Origin of the sequence: Kocuria sp. APC 4018 (assembly GCF_030407675.1) — a bacterium.
Lineage (GTDB): Bacteria > Actinomycetota > Actinomycetes > Actinomycetales > Micrococcaceae > Kocuria > Kocuria rhizophila.
The window spans coordinates 1-13,705 of sequence record NZ_JASDCY010000071.1; the positions used below are offsets into that span (position 1 = coordinate 1).

Annotated in this window: 12 protein-coding genes and 1 tRNA gene; 11 read left to right on the forward strand and 2 right to left on the reverse strand. The window is 72.3% G+C overall.

Annotated elements, in window-relative coordinates:
- Positions 1-125 precede the first annotated feature (125 nt).
- The 5 genes from QL985_RS10705 to QL985_RS10725 all read left to right on the forward strand — a co-directional run bounded on the left by QL985_RS10705 (position 126) and on the right by QL985_RS10725 (position 5,018).
- Complete coding sequence (locus QL985_RS10705) at positions 126-1,025, forward strand: TatD family hydrolase (protein ID WP_082019336.1); 900 nt, start codon at positions 126-128, stop codon at positions 1,023-1,025.
- A 126-nt stretch (positions 1,026-1,151) separates the two neighbouring features.
- On the forward strand, positions 1,152-2,102 hold the full coding sequence (rsmA, locus tag QL985_RS10710; protein ID WP_039102243.1) for a 16S rRNA (adenine(1518)-N(6)/adenine(1519)-N(6))-dimethyltransferase RsmA: 951 nt from the start codon (positions 1,152-1,154) through the stop codon (positions 2,100-2,102).
- On the forward strand, positions 2,099-3,088 hold the full coding sequence (locus QL985_RS10715; protein WP_039102242.1) for a 4-(cytidine 5'-diphospho)-2-C-methyl-D-erythritol kinase: 990 nt from the start codon (positions 2,099-2,101) through the stop codon (positions 3,086-3,088). The genes rsmA and QL985_RS10715 overlap by 4 nt, the downstream gene beginning before the upstream one ends.
- A 125-nt stretch (positions 3,089-3,213) precedes the next feature.
- Positions 3,214-4,656, forward strand: a complete 1,443-nt coding sequence (locus tag QL985_RS10720) for an RNB domain-containing ribonuclease (RefSeq protein WP_039102241.1) — start codon at positions 3,214-3,216, stop codon at positions 4,654-4,656.
- 56 nt (positions 4,657-4,712) lie between these two features.
- A complete protein-coding gene (locus QL985_RS10725) occupies positions 4,713-5,018 on the forward strand; it encodes an antibiotic biosynthesis monooxygenase (protein WP_039102240.1) in 306 nt (101 codons plus the stop codon).
- Here the strand turns inward: QL985_RS10725 and QL985_RS10730 are convergent.
- The gene (locus QL985_RS10730; RefSeq protein ID WP_039102239.1) at positions 5,006-5,998 is read right to left on the reverse strand and encodes a helix-turn-helix domain-containing protein; all 993 of its coding nucleotides are present in this window, start codon (positions 5,996-5,998) and stop codon (positions 5,006-5,008) included. The genes QL985_RS10725 and QL985_RS10730 overlap by 13 nt on opposite strands.
- A gap of 161 nt (positions 5,999-6,159) precedes the next feature.
- Between QL985_RS10730 and QL985_RS10735 the strand changes: the two genes are divergently transcribed.
- The gene (locus QL985_RS10735; protein ID WP_124108926.1) at positions 6,160-6,798 is read left to right on the forward strand and encodes a diguanylate cyclase; all 639 of its coding nucleotides are present in this window, start codon (positions 6,160-6,162) and stop codon (positions 6,796-6,798) included.
- 195 nt (positions 6,799-6,993) lie between these two features.
- Complete coding sequence (locus QL985_RS10740) at positions 6,994-8,037, forward strand: GTP-binding protein (RefSeq protein ID WP_124108927.1); 1,044 nt, start codon at positions 6,994-6,996, stop codon at positions 8,035-8,037.
- Between the two features lie 23 nt (positions 8,038-8,060).
- Here QL985_RS10740 and QL985_RS10745 read toward each other — a convergent pair whose 3' ends face one another.
- Positions 8,061-9,926, reverse strand: a complete 1,866-nt coding sequence (locus tag QL985_RS10745) for an ABC-F family ATP-binding cassette domain-containing protein (RefSeq protein WP_259906394.1) — start codon at positions 9,924-9,926, stop codon at positions 8,061-8,063.
- 219 nt (positions 9,927-10,145) lie between these two features.
- On the opposite strand from QL985_RS10745, the gene QL985_RS10750 reads away from it, so the two are divergent.
- The 4 genes from QL985_RS10750 to QL985_RS10765 all read left to right on the forward strand — a co-directional run bounded on the left by QL985_RS10750 (position 10,146) and on the right by QL985_RS10765 (position 13,595).
- Positions 10,146-10,892, forward strand: coding sequence for a hypothetical protein (locus tag QL985_RS10750; protein ID WP_259906395.1), 747 nt, complete (start codon positions 10,146-10,148; stop codon positions 10,890-10,892).
- Between the two features lie 56 nt (positions 10,893-10,948).
- Positions 10,949-11,020, forward strand: a tRNA-Gln gene (locus QL985_RS10755).
- Between the two features lie 64 nt (positions 11,021-11,084).
- Complete coding sequence (gene glmU, locus QL985_RS10760) at positions 11,085-12,560, forward strand: bifunctional UDP-N-acetylglucosamine diphosphorylase/glucosamine-1-phosphate N-acetyltransferase GlmU (protein ID WP_102614041.1); 1,476 nt, start codon at positions 11,085-11,087, stop codon at positions 12,558-12,560.
- Positions 12,561-12,614: 54 nt separating this feature from the next.
- Positions 12,615-13,595, forward strand: coding sequence for a ribose-phosphate diphosphokinase (locus tag QL985_RS10765; protein ID WP_019310138.1), 981 nt, complete (start codon positions 12,615-12,617; stop codon positions 13,593-13,595).
- Positions 13,596-13,705: the final 110 nt, after the last annotated feature.

A 13,705-nucleotide genomic window follows, 5' to 3' on the forward strand; every position in this document is an offset into this window, starting at 1 on the left:
GCGTCGTCGCCTATCGTGGAGCCGTGATCGAGACAGCCCTGACCGAGTCCCTGTGGCCGCACGGCGAGCGCCCCGCCCCCGTTCCCGGTGAGACGCCCGCCGCCTACGACCCCGAGCGGTACGCGCTGGCGGTTGGCGCCCCGAACGGGGAGGGCACCGAGCGGCGTGCGGACACCGACGTCCACGGGCAGAAGCGCAACCTCCGCTTCCCTGCGCTGCCCGAGCCCCTGCCGCACCCCGTGGTGGACAACCACACCCACCTGGACATGCAGGACGGGCTGGTGCGCGTGTCCGTGGCGGACGCCGTGGCCACCGCGCGGGACGCGTCCGTGGCCGGCGTGGTGCAGGCCGGGTGCGACGTGGAGTCCTCGCGGTTCGCGGTGGCGGCGGCCCAGGCGGTGCCCGGCGTGCTCGCGGCCGTGGCGCTGCACCCCAACGAGGCACCTCAGCTGGCGCACCGCGGTGAGCTGGAGGCGGCGATGCGGCAGATCGAGGCGCTCGCGGCGCAGGAGCGGGTGCGGGCCGTGGGAGAGACCGGGATGGACCGGGTGCACACCCCGGAGGAGGGGCTCGCGGCGCAGGAGGAGTCTTTCCGCGCCCACATCGAGCTGGCGAAACGCCACGACCTGGCGATGCAGATCCACGACCGCGAGGCCCACGAGGACGTCCTGCGCATCCTGCGGGACGCCGGGGCCCCGGAACGCACGGTGTTCCACTGCTTCTCCGGGGATGCGGAGCTCGCGCGCGTGTGCAACCGGAACGGCTGGTACATGTCCTTCGCGGGGACCGTGACGTTCAAGAACGCCAAAGCGCTGCAGGAGGCCCTGCGGGTCGCGGACCCGGCGCTCGTGCTGTGCGAGACGGACGCCCCGTTCCTCACACCCCACCCGTTCCGGGGCCGGCCCAACGCTCCGTACATGGTGAACCACACGGTGCGCGGGATGGCGCAGCTGCTGGACGCGGAGCTGGAGACCCTGTGCCGCCGGATCTGGGACACCTCGCGGACGGTGTACGGGCAGTTCTGAGGGGCGGCCCGCGCCCGGTGACGCGTGGGGAGAGGTTCTGCCGTGATGCGCCGCTGGAATCCGGGGCAGAACCTCTCCTCGGGCCGCAGTGGGGCGTGGATATGCCTCGCCCCGTAGGATTGTCCGGTGACCGAGCACAGCACAGCCGGGCCCCTGCTGGGCCCCGCCGAGATCAGGGAGCTCGCCGAGACGGCCGGGATCCGCCCCACCAAGACCCTGGGTCAGAACTTCGTGATTGACCCCAACACCATCCGCCGCATCGTCGCGGCAGCGCACCTCGCACCGGAGGAGCACGTCCTGGAGGTGGGGCCCGGGCTGGGGTCGTTGACGCTGGGGCTGCTGGCGGCGTCGTCGGCGGTCACGGCCGTGGAGATCGACCCGCCGCTCGCACGGCAGCTGCCGGAGACCGTGGCCCGCTTCTTCCCGGACGCCGCACCGCGGCTGAGCGTGGTGCAGGCCGACGCCGCCCGCGTGCGTGAGCTGCCTGGGGGTGCGCAGCCCACGGCGCTCGTGGCCAACCTGCCGTACAACGTGGCCGTGCCCGTGCTGCTGCACATCCTGGAGACCTTCCCGACCATCCGGCACGGGCTCGTGATGGTCCAGGACGAGGTCGCGGACCGCCTGGCCGCTGGCCCGGGCTCGCGCGTGTACGGCGTCCCGTCGGTGAAGGCCACGTGGTACGCGGAGGTCGGCAAGGCCGGGGTGATCGGGAAGAACGTGTTCTGGCCGGCGCCCAAGATCGCCTCGGGCCTGGTGCGGCTCGATCGCCGTGAGCCGCCCGCCGAGGAGCGCCTGCGGGTGCCCACGTTCGCCGTGGTCGACGCCGCGTTCGCCCAGCGGCGCAAGACGCTGCGGGCGGCGCTGAGCGGCTGGGCCGGCTCCGGTGCGCGCGCGGAGGAGATCCTGCGTGCCGCGGGCGTCGACCCCACCGAGCGCGGGGAGAAGCTCGGGGTCGCCGACTTCGCGCGCATCGCGGAGGCCGCCAACGCCCTGGCTGCCGACGACGCCCCGCCCACCTCCCTGGCCGAGGCCACCCCCGTGGTGGGACGGGACGAGTCCCCGGGGGACCCCGCATGACCTCGGCACCCCGTTGGGTCACCGCGAGCGCCCCGGCCAAGACCAACCTGCTGCTCCACGTGGGCAGCCCCACCCCGGACGGCTACCACCCGCTGGAGACGTTGTTCGTGGCGGTGGACCTGCGGGAGACGGTCACGGCCACCCTGGATCCGGCCTCCGCCGGGGCGGCTGTCTCGGTCACGGTGGAGCCGGCGCCGGGCAGCGAGTACGCGCGCATGGTCGAGCAGGGCGCGGCGAGGCTCTCGGATATCCCGCTGGACGGGCAGAACCTTGCAGTGCGCGCTGCGCTGGCGGTGTGCGACGCCGTGGGCGTCCCCGTCCCGGGGCTGACCCTGCACGTGCGCAAGGCCGTGCCCGTGGCCGGTGGCATGGGCGGCGGGTCCGCGGATGCGGCGGCCGCGCTCGTGGCGGTCAACGAGCTCCTCGCGGAGCACCTCGGCACCGCCCCGCTGACGCCGGGAGAGCTCTCCCGGCTCGGCGCCGGCCTGGGGGCGGACGTCCCCTTCATGCTCCTCGGCGGCGCGGCGCTCGGGCGCGGCACGGGCACCGAGCTGGAACCGGTCCCCACCAGCGCCCAGCTGCACCTGGTCTTCGTCCCGCAGGACCAGGGACTCTCCACGCCCGCGGTGTACCGCCGGTGGGATGACTCGCACGGTCGGTCGGGCACCGGCGCACCGGACCCGGTCCCCGCGCAGGCGCTCGCCGCGCTGGACCCGGCGGACCCCGAGACGCTCGCCCCCCTGGTCCGCAACGACCTCCAGCCGCCGGCCGTGGACCTGCTCCCGGCGCTCGCCGGCGTCCTCGACCACGGCGTGGAGCTCGGGGCGCTCACCGGCTGGGTGTCCGGCTCGGGGCCCACGGTGTGCTTCCTCGCTCGTTCCGCCGACGCCGCGGAGCAGCTCGTGCGCGCCTTCTCCCACGAGGGGCGCCGCGCGCTGGCCACGGCGGCCCCGGTACCCGGCGCGCGGGTGGACGCGCGCGGATGAACCCGGCCCCGGGGACGCCCCGGGGCACAATCGGGTCAGCACACGTGCGTCAGCGCGGTTCGACCGGACCGGCGGGCGCGTCCGGCCGGAACGGCCCGGGCGCCGCAGCCGGGTGAGGAGTCAGCATGGCCATCCGTCCGCAGCAGGTCCACCCAGTTCCCCAGCCGCTCGTGGCGGCGCTCGAGTCCCTGCGCCGCGAGCTCGCCATCCCGGACGACTTCCCGCCGGAGGTGCACGACGCCGCCAGGGCGGCCGCCGGCGCACCCCGCCTTCCGGAGACCGACCGCACGGACCTGGACCTCGTGACCATCGACCCCAAGGGGTCGCGTGACCTGGACCAGGCGGTGTTCATCGAGGCCGCCGGGGACGGGTTCACGGTCTGGTACGCGATCGCGGACCTCGCGGCGTTCGTGAGCCCCGGGGATCCCGTGGACCAGGAGGCTCACAGGCGTGGGCAGACACTGTACGCACCGCACCAGCGCACCCCGCTGCACCCGCCCGAGCTCTCGGAGGACGCCGCGAGTCTGCTGCCGGACGGGGTACGCCCCGCGGTGCTGTGGCGGCTGGGCCTGGATGCCCGCGGTGAACTCGTCAGCACTGGTGTGGAGCGTGCCCTGGTGCGCAGCCGGGCGCAGCTGAGCTACCGCGAGGTGCAGGAGCAGCTGGACGCGGGCACCGCTCCGGAGGCCCTGCAGCTGCTGCGCACCGTGGGCCAGCTGCGGGAGGCCGTGGAACGCGAGCGCGGTGGTGTCAGCCTCCGCATCCCGGAGCAGGAGGTGGTGGTGGAGCAGGACGAGTGGCGTGTGGTGCACCGCAGCGCCCTGCCGGTGGAGGGCTGGAACGCCCAGATCTCACTGCTCACCGGGATCGCGGCGGCCCGTCTCATGCTCGACGCCGGCGTGGGACTGCTGCGGGTGCTGCCCCCTGCCACGGACTCCGCGGTCCGTCGCCTGCGGGCGATCGCATCCGCACTGCAGATCCCGTGGTCCGAGGAGAGGTCCTACTCGGAGTTCGTGCGGGGTCTGGACCCGGAGCGGGGAACCCACGCGGCCATGCTCCACGCGTGCACGCTGCTCTTCCGGGGTGCGGGCTACGAGGCGTTCCAGGGGCAGCCGCCCGAGAACAGCGAGCACTCGGCACTGGCCACTCCCTACGCCCACGTCACCGCGCCCCTGCGCCGGCTCGTGGACCGCTACGGCAGCGAGGTGTGCCTGGCGGTAGCCGCGGGCCGCCCGGTGCCGGACTGGGTGCTGGGGGCACTGCCGCAGCTGCCCACCGAGATGGAGACCTCCGGGCGCAGGGCCTCCGCGTACGAGCGCGGGATCGTGAACATGGTGGAGACCCTCGTGCTCTCGGCCCACGTGGGCCAGGAGTTCACCGCCACCGTGGTGGACCTCAAGGAGGACGGTTCGCGCGGGACCATCGTGATCCGGGAACCGGCCGTGGAAGCGAGCCTCAAGGCTCCCGGTCTGTGCCTGGGCAGCGAGATCCGGGTGCGACTGCTCAGCGCGGACGTGGCGGCTGGACGCAGCGAGTTCGAACCCGTGACGGGTCCCGTCTCCGCCTGACCGCCACCCGGCGGGCCTACAGTGGGAGGGACCGCACAACGCACCAGGAGGCTGACATGTCCGTCGTGAAGATCAACGCCATCGAGGTTCCCGAGGGCTCCGGGCCGGAGCTGGAGGCCCGCTTCGCCGCGCGGAAACACTCGGTGGACGGGGAACCCGGGTTCGAGGGCTTCCAGCTGCTGCGCCCCGTGGCGGGGGAGAACCGCTACTTCGTGGTGACCACGTGGGCCACTCAGGAGGACTTCGAGGCCTGGCGTGACGGCAACGCGAAGGCCGCCCACGCCGGCGGTGACCGCAAGCCGGTGGCCACCGGGGCCTCGCTGCTGGAGTTCGAGGTCGTGGACCTGCATCAGGCCGGCTGAACGGCCTCCACGGGGAAACGCCCCCGGTAGTGGCCGGGGGTGACCCCGTAGTGGCGGACGAACGCTCGTCGCAGGTTCTCGTCCGTTCCGAACCCTGCGAGCACCGCGCTCTCCGTGACGGTGCGCCCCCCGTCCAGGAGGGACTTGGCAGCCTCCACCCGGACCCGTTCCAGGAACTTGGCCGGGCTGGTGCCGAGCTCCGCCATGAAGAGCCGTGTGAGGTGTCGCGGACTCACGTGGGCGAGTTCGGCCATGCCGGCCACGGTGTGCGCCGCGCCGGGGTCGGAGACCACGCGGTCCCGGACCGTTCGCACGGGGTCCGACGACGCGGCGGGCCAGTCCAGGGCGGACGAGAACTGGGACTGCCCTCCCGCGCGCTGCATGTACACCACGAGTTCCCGCGCCACCGCGTGCGCGGACTCCGCTCCCAGGTCAGCGGCGATCATGGCGAGTGCGAGGTCGATCCCGGAGGAGATCCCCGCGCTCGTGAGCACGCCGCGGTCCTCCACGAAGAGGTCATCGGGTCGCACCGCCACCCGGGGATGACGCCGTGCGAGGAGGGCGGCGTGACGCCAGTGGGTGGTCGCACGACGCCCGTCGAGCAGCCCGGCTTCCGCCAGCGCGAACGCGCCCGTGCACACGCTGGCCACCCGGTCGCTGCGGTCCGCGAGCTCCTCGACCGTCCGGACGAGGTCATGCGGCAGGGGCTGCGTGGCCAGTTCCTCCCCGCCGGCCACCACGAGCGTGTGGATGCGGTGCTGCGGGCCGCGTGCCGCCTCGGCCACGAGGTCCGGCACGGGGGAGGTGTTCAGCACCGCGCCCACGGAGGTGCGCACGGCGCCGCCCGCCGGGGAGACGAACTCCAGGGTGTAGTCACCTCCGTGCCGGCAGGCGGCGGCAAACGCCTCCGCGGGGCCGGCGACGTCCAGGAGGGTGACGCCTGGGAAGACGAGGAAGAGCACACGGTGCGGGGTGTCCATGGCACCAGTATGTCCTGAAACACGGGTTTCCTGTCATTCAGGACATGGCTGCACGCCTCTGCAGGCCCGACACTGGAACAGTGCCGTCCGCCGGTCCGCACGGTCCGCGGTGCGGCACGCGAACCGCACCCACGAGAACCGCACTTACGAGGAGCCTTGCGATGACAGACACCACTGCCGGGATCGCCGTCCCAGACACCGCCCTGACCCGTGACGTCACGGAGTACATCCGGGACACCGAGGACGACCTGCTCTACCACCACTCCCGCCGCGTCTACTTCTTCGGGGCGCTGCTCGGACAGGCCCAGGAGCTGAGCGTGGACCACGAGCTGCTGTACGCGGGCGCCATGTTCCACGACCGCGGTCTCACCGAGGACCACAAGGACTCCACCCTGCGCTTCGAGGTGGACGGCGCCAACGAGGTGTTCGAGTTCCTCATGGAGCGCGGCGCGTCCCGGGAGCGCGCGCACACCGCGTGGCTGGGCATCTCGCTGCACACCACCCCGGGGATCCCCGAGTTCATGGCACCCGAGGTCGCGCTGGTGAGTGCCGGCGTGGAGACGGACGTACTGGGCATGCACTTCGACCAGGTCACGGACGCCCAGCGCCGGGCAGTGGTGGAGGCCCACCCCCGTCCGGACTTCAAGAACCGCATCCTCACGGCGTTCCACCACGGGATGGAGCACCGCCCTGGCTCCACGTTCGGCACCATGAACGCCGATGTCCTGGCGCACTTCGATCCCTCCTTCGAGCGCGACGACTTCGTGGAGATCATCAGGACCAACGACTGGAGCGAGTGAGACCGCCACGCTCTCGGCCCGTGCGGCCCCGACCGGACACCCGGTCGGGGCCGCATTTCGCTGTGCACCCCTCGTGCACCATAATGAGAACCATTATCAGGAAGCGGTGAGGTGCTCGCCGTCGTCCGGGGGTGCACGGCCGCCGTGGGCCACGGATCCGGGCAGCCTTGCCGCACAACTACGAGGGAGGCGAGCGTGGACCCCGTCGACGTGATGGCAGTGGTGGGCGCGTGCGCCCCGGAACGGGCGCGATTCGCGCGGGAGACCGCCCGGCGCACCGGACGCATGCTCGTGTCCGCCCAGCGGGTGGGGGCGTCCCCGGAACCGGTGGCGGAGGCCATGTCCCTGCTCCCGTGGTGCTCCCGGCCCCAGGGTGCGGTCGTGGAGTTCCCCGAGTGCACGGACGTGACGGAGGTGATCGGCGCGAGCGCCGCTGCGGACTCCGGTGTGGTGCTCACCGGGGTGCTGTGCGTGGTGGACGCCGCCCACCTGCTCGCGGACCTGCACCGGGAGGACTGCGTGATCCACCCCGCCCTGCCACACACGCGGCCGCGCCACACCGCCCGCGCCCTGCTCAGTGTCATGTGCGTGGAGTTCGCCTCCGCGGTGGTGCTGGTCAACTGGGAACCGCTGACCACGCCGGAGCTCTCCACGGTGATGGCGCTGGTGAACCACCTGGGCCCGCGAGCCCGCCTGCGCCTGCACCACGGCGAGCGGGATCCATGGCTGCGGGAGATCGCCGCGTCCGCCACGCGCTACGACGTCACCCAGGAGCGCTCCGGGTGGGTGACCCTGCTCAACCGCGAGCACGATCCGTACATGACGGATCCGCGGGTCACGGCGCTGCACTACGAGAACGTCCGGCCGCTGCATCCCGGGCGTCTCGCCCGGCTGCTGGACCGGCGGATCGAGTCGGGCGAGTTCGGCACGGTGGTGCGCTCGGCGGGCTTCTGCCGTCTGGCCACGCGCTCGCACGTCATCGCGCGGTGGAACCACGTGGGACGAATGATCTGCCTGTCGCCCCTGGCGAGCGACGCGCACGTGGCGGAGGGAGAGGAGCTGCTCGCCCTGGGTCAGGACCTCGGGATCATCGGCCTGGACCTGGACGTCCCGGCCCTGCGCGAGGCGCTGGACGACGCCGCCCTCACGGACGAGGAGCTCGCGGCCGGTCCCGGTGCGTGGGCCGCGTTCGAGGACCCCTTCCCGGTCTGGCCCACGCTGAGCGACCGCCCGGGGTGACGGCCCGGCCGGCAGCCCGGGGGCTACTCGAGTGCCTCGCCGAGTTCGAGCCAGCGCAGCTCGAGCTCGTCGACCTGCTCCTGCAGCTGCGACTTCTGCGCCGCGAGCCTGCCCAGGCCCTCGAAATCGGAGGGGTCCGCCGCGGCCATCGTGTCGTCCAGCGCCGCCACCTCGCTCTGCAGCTTCTGCAGCTTGCGCTCGACGGCGCCCAGCTCCTTCTGCGCGGCCCTCGCCTCGGCGCCGCCCAGGGCGGGTTTGCCCGTGGGCCGGGACGCGGCGGCGTCGTCCACGGGACGGGACGCCGAGGAGGAGGCGCCGCCCGCGAGCGGGTTGGACGCCCCGGCCGATCCCGCGGCGGAGCCCGAAGCCGCCGCGGAAGACAGCTTCAGGTACTCGTCCACCCCACCGGGCAGGTGCCGGAAGCGGCCGTCCACCACCGCGTACTGCTGGTCGGTGACGCGCTCCAGCAGGTAGCGGTCGTGGGAGACCACCAGCAGCGTGCCGGGCCACGTGTCCAGGAGGTCCTCCATGGCGGCGAGCATGTCGGTGTCCAGGTCGTTGGAGGGCTCGTCCAGGATCAGCACGTTGGGCTCGTCCAGCAGGATGAGCAGCAGCTGCAGGCGCCGCTTCTGCCCGCCGGAGAGGTCCTTGACCGGGGTCTTGAGCTGCGCGGAGGTGAAGCCCAGCCGTTCGAGCAGCTGCGTGGGCGTCATCTCCTTGCCGCCGGTCACGTACGAGGTCTTCTTCTGGGCCACGACGTCCGAGACGCGGTCCTGCGCGACGTCCTTGAGTTCGTCCAGCTGCTGTGTGAGCGTGGCGATCTTCACGGTCTTCCCGCGCTTGACCCGCCCGGCGGTGGGCTGCACGTCCCCGGTGACCAGGCCCAGCAGCGTGGACTTGCCCGCCCCGTTGACGCCCAGGATGCCCGTGCGCTCGCCGGGGGCGATGAGCCACGTGACGTCCTCGAGCACGCGGGTGGTGCCGGAGCCGTCCGCGGCGGGGAAGGAGACCGAGACGCCCTCGATGTCCACCACGTCCTTGCCCAGCCGGGACACGGCCATCCGGGACAGGGAGACGGTGTCCCGGGGTGGCGGCACGTCCTCGATCAGGGTGTTCGCGGCCTCGATGCGGAACTTCGGCTTGGACGTGCGCGCCGGTGCTCCGCGGCGCAGCCACGCGAGCTCCTTGCGCATGAGGTTCTGCCGCTTCTGCTCCACCACGGCGGCCTGGCGGTCCCGCTCCACGCGCTGCAGCACGTACGCGGCGTACCCGCCCTCGAAGGGCTCGACGACGCGGTCGTGCACCTCCCAGGTGTCCGTGCAGACCGCGTCCAGGAACCAGCGGTCGTGGGTCACCACGGCCAGGGCGCCGGAGTTGCGTGACCACCGGCTGTTCAGGTGCTTGGCGAGCCACGTGATGCCGTCCACGTCCAGGTGGTTGGTGGGCTCGTCCAGGAAGATCACGTCCCAGTCCCCGGTGAGCAGGCTCGCGAGCGCCACCCGGCGCCGCTGGCCTCCGGAGAGCTGGCCCACGGGGGTGTCCCAGTCCACGTCCGAGACCAGTCCGGACACCACGTCGCGCACCTTGGGATCCGCGGCCCACACGTAGTCGGGGACGTCCCCCACCACGGCGTGGCCCACGGTCTGGTCCGGGTCCAGCGTGTCCGCCTGGTCCAGCATGCCCACCGTGGTCCCGGAGCGCACAGTCACGCGCCCGGAGTCGGGTGCGATCCGCCCGGCGAGCAGGCGCATGAGGGTGGACTTGCCGTCCCCGTTGCGACCGACGATGCCGATCCGGTCACCCTCGTCGATCCCCACGCTCACCGCGTCGAACACGGTCCTGGTGGGGTACTCGAGGTGCAGGTTTTCTCCGCCGATCAGATGAGCCACCCGCCAAGGATACAAGCGGGCGGCGGGCTCCCCGGGCGCCGTCGTGGCCCGTGCGTGGGGCCCGCCGACGAACGACGACGCCGCACGGCCGGGTGGCGAACGGCCGGGGCGCTGGCCCGTCCCGGGGAGCCGGCCGGCGGCGTCGTCGCGCGGGCCGCTGACCGCGCACCCGGGCGCCCGCGTCCACCGCTCCCACGCGGGCGTGGGAGACTGAGTGCCATGCAGTCATCTCAGGGCGGGGAAGAGCTCGCGGGAACCGTGCTGGACGAGCCCCAGGACCTCGCGGCGGCCGTGGCCCGCGTGCGGGAGCACCCCGGGCCGGTCGAGATCACCATCGGGGCGGACCGCCCGGTGGGATCCCACATGGGCTCCAGGGTGCGCCGCCAGGCCGCCCAGCTGCTGCGCGCGGCCGGGGCGGACCCGCTGCTGCTGCGGGCGCCCGTGGCCGTGGACGAGGACATGCCGGACGAGGGCGTGCTCGCGGAGGTCGACGACGCCCTGGGCGTGTGCCGCGGGGTGGGCGCCGGAATGCTGGTGCTCGCCCTCGGCGGGGTCTCGCACCGCGGACGCCAGCGGCAGCGGCTGTACTCGATGCTCGCGGCGCTCGCCGAGGCCGCCTCCCACCAGGAGGTCCGCCTCATGGTCCAGAACGCCACCGCGGTGGAGGAGGTGGTCATGCTGCTCGCGCTGCTCGACCGCGAGTTCGAGCAGGGGAGCCTGGACGTGAGCTCCGCGGACGTCACCTCCATGGCGTGGGACGTCTCCAGCTCCCGGGCCGCCGGGCAGTCCGACGACGACGCCTGGCACTGCGTGCGCCGCGCGGCCACCCGGGCGCAGGTGGTCGTCCGGGGAATCACTGCGAAGGACGCCGTGACCCTCGCGCGCACCCTGCCGGGCTTCCGCGAGGAGCGCGCCGCGGGGCGGATCCTGACCGTGCTGAGCCGCAGAACCCAGGTGCTACAGTGAATTTTCGTGTGCCCGCGGGCGCACGTCCCTTTGTTGGCGCCCACGGGTGACAACGCTCCGCCATGGTGTAATTGGCAGCACACCGGCCTTTGGAGCCGTGAGTCTAGGTTCGAGTCCTAGTGGCGGAACGCACGACACATCGAGGCGCAGATGGCCCCCACCGCCTCACGAGCACCCAGAGGAGTCTGGCCCGTGAGCACCCCTCCGAACGCCACGACCGGGGAGAACCCCGCCGCGATCATCGTTCTCGCCGCCGGCAAGGGAACCCGGATGAAGTCCAAGAAGCCCAAGATCCTGCACGAGATCGGTGGGCGTTCCATGCTCGCGCACGCGCTCAAGGTGGCGGGCGAGCTGGAGCCGCAGCGCATCGTGGCGGTGATCCGGCACCAGCGTGATCTCGTGGCCGAGCACATCGCGGACGTGGCACCGGGCGTGCTCACCGCGGACCAGTCGGACGTTCCCGGGACGGGCTCCGCAGTGGACGCGGGTCTCGAGGTGCTCGACGCCGCGGCCCCCGTGAGCGGCACCGTGCTGGTGACCTACGGGGACGTCCCGCTGCTCACGGCCGAGACCCTGCGCGCCTTCGTGGCGCACCACACCGAGCACGGCAACGCCGTCACGGTGCTCACCGCGGACCACCCCGAACCGGGCAAGTACGGCCGCATCCTGCGGGACGCCCAGGGACGGTTCACGGAGATCAAGGAGTTCAAGGACGCCACGCAGGACGAGCGCGCGGTCACCGAGGTCAACTCCGGGATCTTCGCGTTCGACGCCGCGGTGCTGCGCGACGCCCTCTCCCGAGTGGACACGGACAACGCCCAGGCCGAGAAGTACCTCACGGACGTCCCCCGCCTGGCACGCGAGGCCGGGCACCGCGTGGACGCCCTGAAGATGGCGGACTACATGGAGCTGGAGGGCGCCAACGACCGCGTTCAGCTGGCCGCCCTGGGCCACTACCTGAACCAGCGCACGCTGGAGCGGCACATGCGCAACGGGGTGTCTGTGGTGGACCCCGCCACCACGTGGATCGACGACACCGTGGAGCTCGAGGCCGACTCCACCGTGCTGCCCGGCACCCAGCTGCATGGCAGCACGCGGGTGGCGGAGGACGCCGTCGTGGGCCCGGACACCACCCTCACCAACGTGACCGTGGGCCGTGGCGCCACCGTGGTGCGCACCCACGGCAGCGACTCCGAGCTGCGCGCGGGCGCCACCGTGGGCCCGTTCGCCTACCTCCGCCCCGGCACGGTGCTGGGCGAGGACGGGAAGATCGGCACGTTCGTGGAGACCAAGAAGTCCACCATCGGGCGCGGCTCCAAGATCCCGCACCTCTCCTACGTGGGGGACGCCACCATCGGGGAGAACTCCAACATCGGCGCCGCCTCCGTGTTCGTGAACTACGACGGTGTGAACAAGCACCGCACCGTGATCGGCAACGACGTCCGCATGGGCTCCGACAACATGTACGTGGCACCCGTGACCGTGGGCGACGGCGCCTACTCCGGAGCCGGGACCACTGTGCGCAAGGACGTCCCCGCGGGCGCCCTGGTGCTCACCGAGGGCAAGCAGGTCATTGTGGAGGGATGGGTGCAGCAGCACCGTCCCGGCACGGCCGCAGCCCGCGCGGCGGAAGCCGCCCAGCAGTCTGAGCGCGAGGACCGCGCCTGACAGGGCGCGCCACGCGAGCAGGAACCACGAGGAATTCAGAGAAAGCGAGTTCACATGACCGGCATCACCAACACGGGTTCGAACCGGATGGTTCTGCTCTCGGGTCGGGCGCACCCCGAGCTCGCGGAGAACATCGCGCGTGAACTGGGCACCGAACTGGTCCCCACGGACGCCTACGACTTCGCCAACGGCGAGACGTACGTGCGCTTCGGCGAGTCGGTGCGCGGCGCGGACGCCTTCCTCATCCAGTCCCACCCGGCACCCATCAACCAGTGGCTCATGGAGCAGCTCATCATGCTGGACTCCCTCAAGCGGGCGTCCGCCAAGTCCATCACCGTGGTGAGCCCGTTCTACCCATACGCGCGGCAGGACAAGAAGCACCGCGGCCGCGAGCCCATCTCCGCGCGCCTGATCGCGGACCTCTACAAGACCGCGGGCGCGGACCGGCTGATGTCCGTGGACCTGCACACCGCGCAGATCCAGGGCTTCTTCGACGGCCCCGTGGACCACCTCATGGCCATCCCGCTGCTGAGCGACTACGTGCGCTCCGTGGTGGACGTGGACAACGTCACCGTGGTGTCCCCGGACACCGGGCGCGTGCGCGTGGCCGAGCAGTGGGCCGAGCGCCTGGGCGGTGCGCCGCTCGCGTTCGTGCACAAGACCCGGGACATCACCGTGCCCAACCAGGCGGTCTCCAAGGAGGTCGTGGGCAACATCTCCGGGCGCACCTGCGTGCTGATCGACGACATGATCGACACCGGCGGAACCATTGCCGGCGCCGTGCAGGTGCTCAAGGACCAGGGCGCCAAGAACGTGATCATCGCCGCGACCCACGCCGTGTTCTCCGGACCGGCCGTGGAGCGGCTGTCCTCGTGCGGAGCGGACGAGGTGGTCGTCACCGACACCCTGCCCGTGCCGCCCGAGCACCAGTTCGAGAACCTCAAGGTGCTCTCGATCGCGCCGCTGATCGCCCGCGCCATCCAGGAGGTCTTCGAGGACGGCTCGGTCACGAGCCTCTTCAACGGCCACTCCTGACGCCCAGCCGTTCCCGGCCCCGGGCCGGAACCTGGAGAGCCGCCCACGTCACCGGACGAGGGCGGCTCTCTCGCGTGCAGGCCAGGTTGCGGGGGCGGGGTAGGTCAGGT

Bases quoted from the DNA above. Each gene is read 5' to 3' on its own strand.
- QL985_RS10715 (WP_039102242.1), top strand. From the start codon at position 2,099: ATGACCTCGGCACCCCGTTGGGTCACCGCGAGCGCCCCGGCCAAGACC.
- QL985_RS10720 (WP_039102241.1), top strand. From the start codon at position 3,214: ATGGCCATCCGTCCGCAGCAGGTCCACCCAGTTCCCCAGCCGCTCGTG.
- QL985_RS10725 (WP_039102240.1), top strand. From the start codon at position 4,713: ATGTCCGTCGTGAAGATCAACGCCATCGAGGTTCCCGAGGGCTCCGGG.
- QL985_RS10730 (WP_039102239.1), bottom strand. From the start codon at position 5,998: ATGGACACCCCGCACCGTGTGCTCTTCCTCGTCTTCCCAGGCGTCACC.
- QL985_RS10735 (WP_124108926.1), top strand. From the start codon at position 6,160: ATGACAGACACCACTGCCGGGATCGCCGTCCCAGACACCGCCCTGACC.
- QL985_RS10750 (WP_259906395.1), top strand. From the start codon at position 10,146: ATGCAGTCATCTCAGGGCGGGGAAGAGCTCGCGGGAACCGTGCTGGAC.
- QL985_RS10765 (WP_019310138.1), top strand. From the start codon at position 12,615: ATGACCGGCATCACCAACACGGGTTCGAACCGGATGGTTCTGCTCTCG.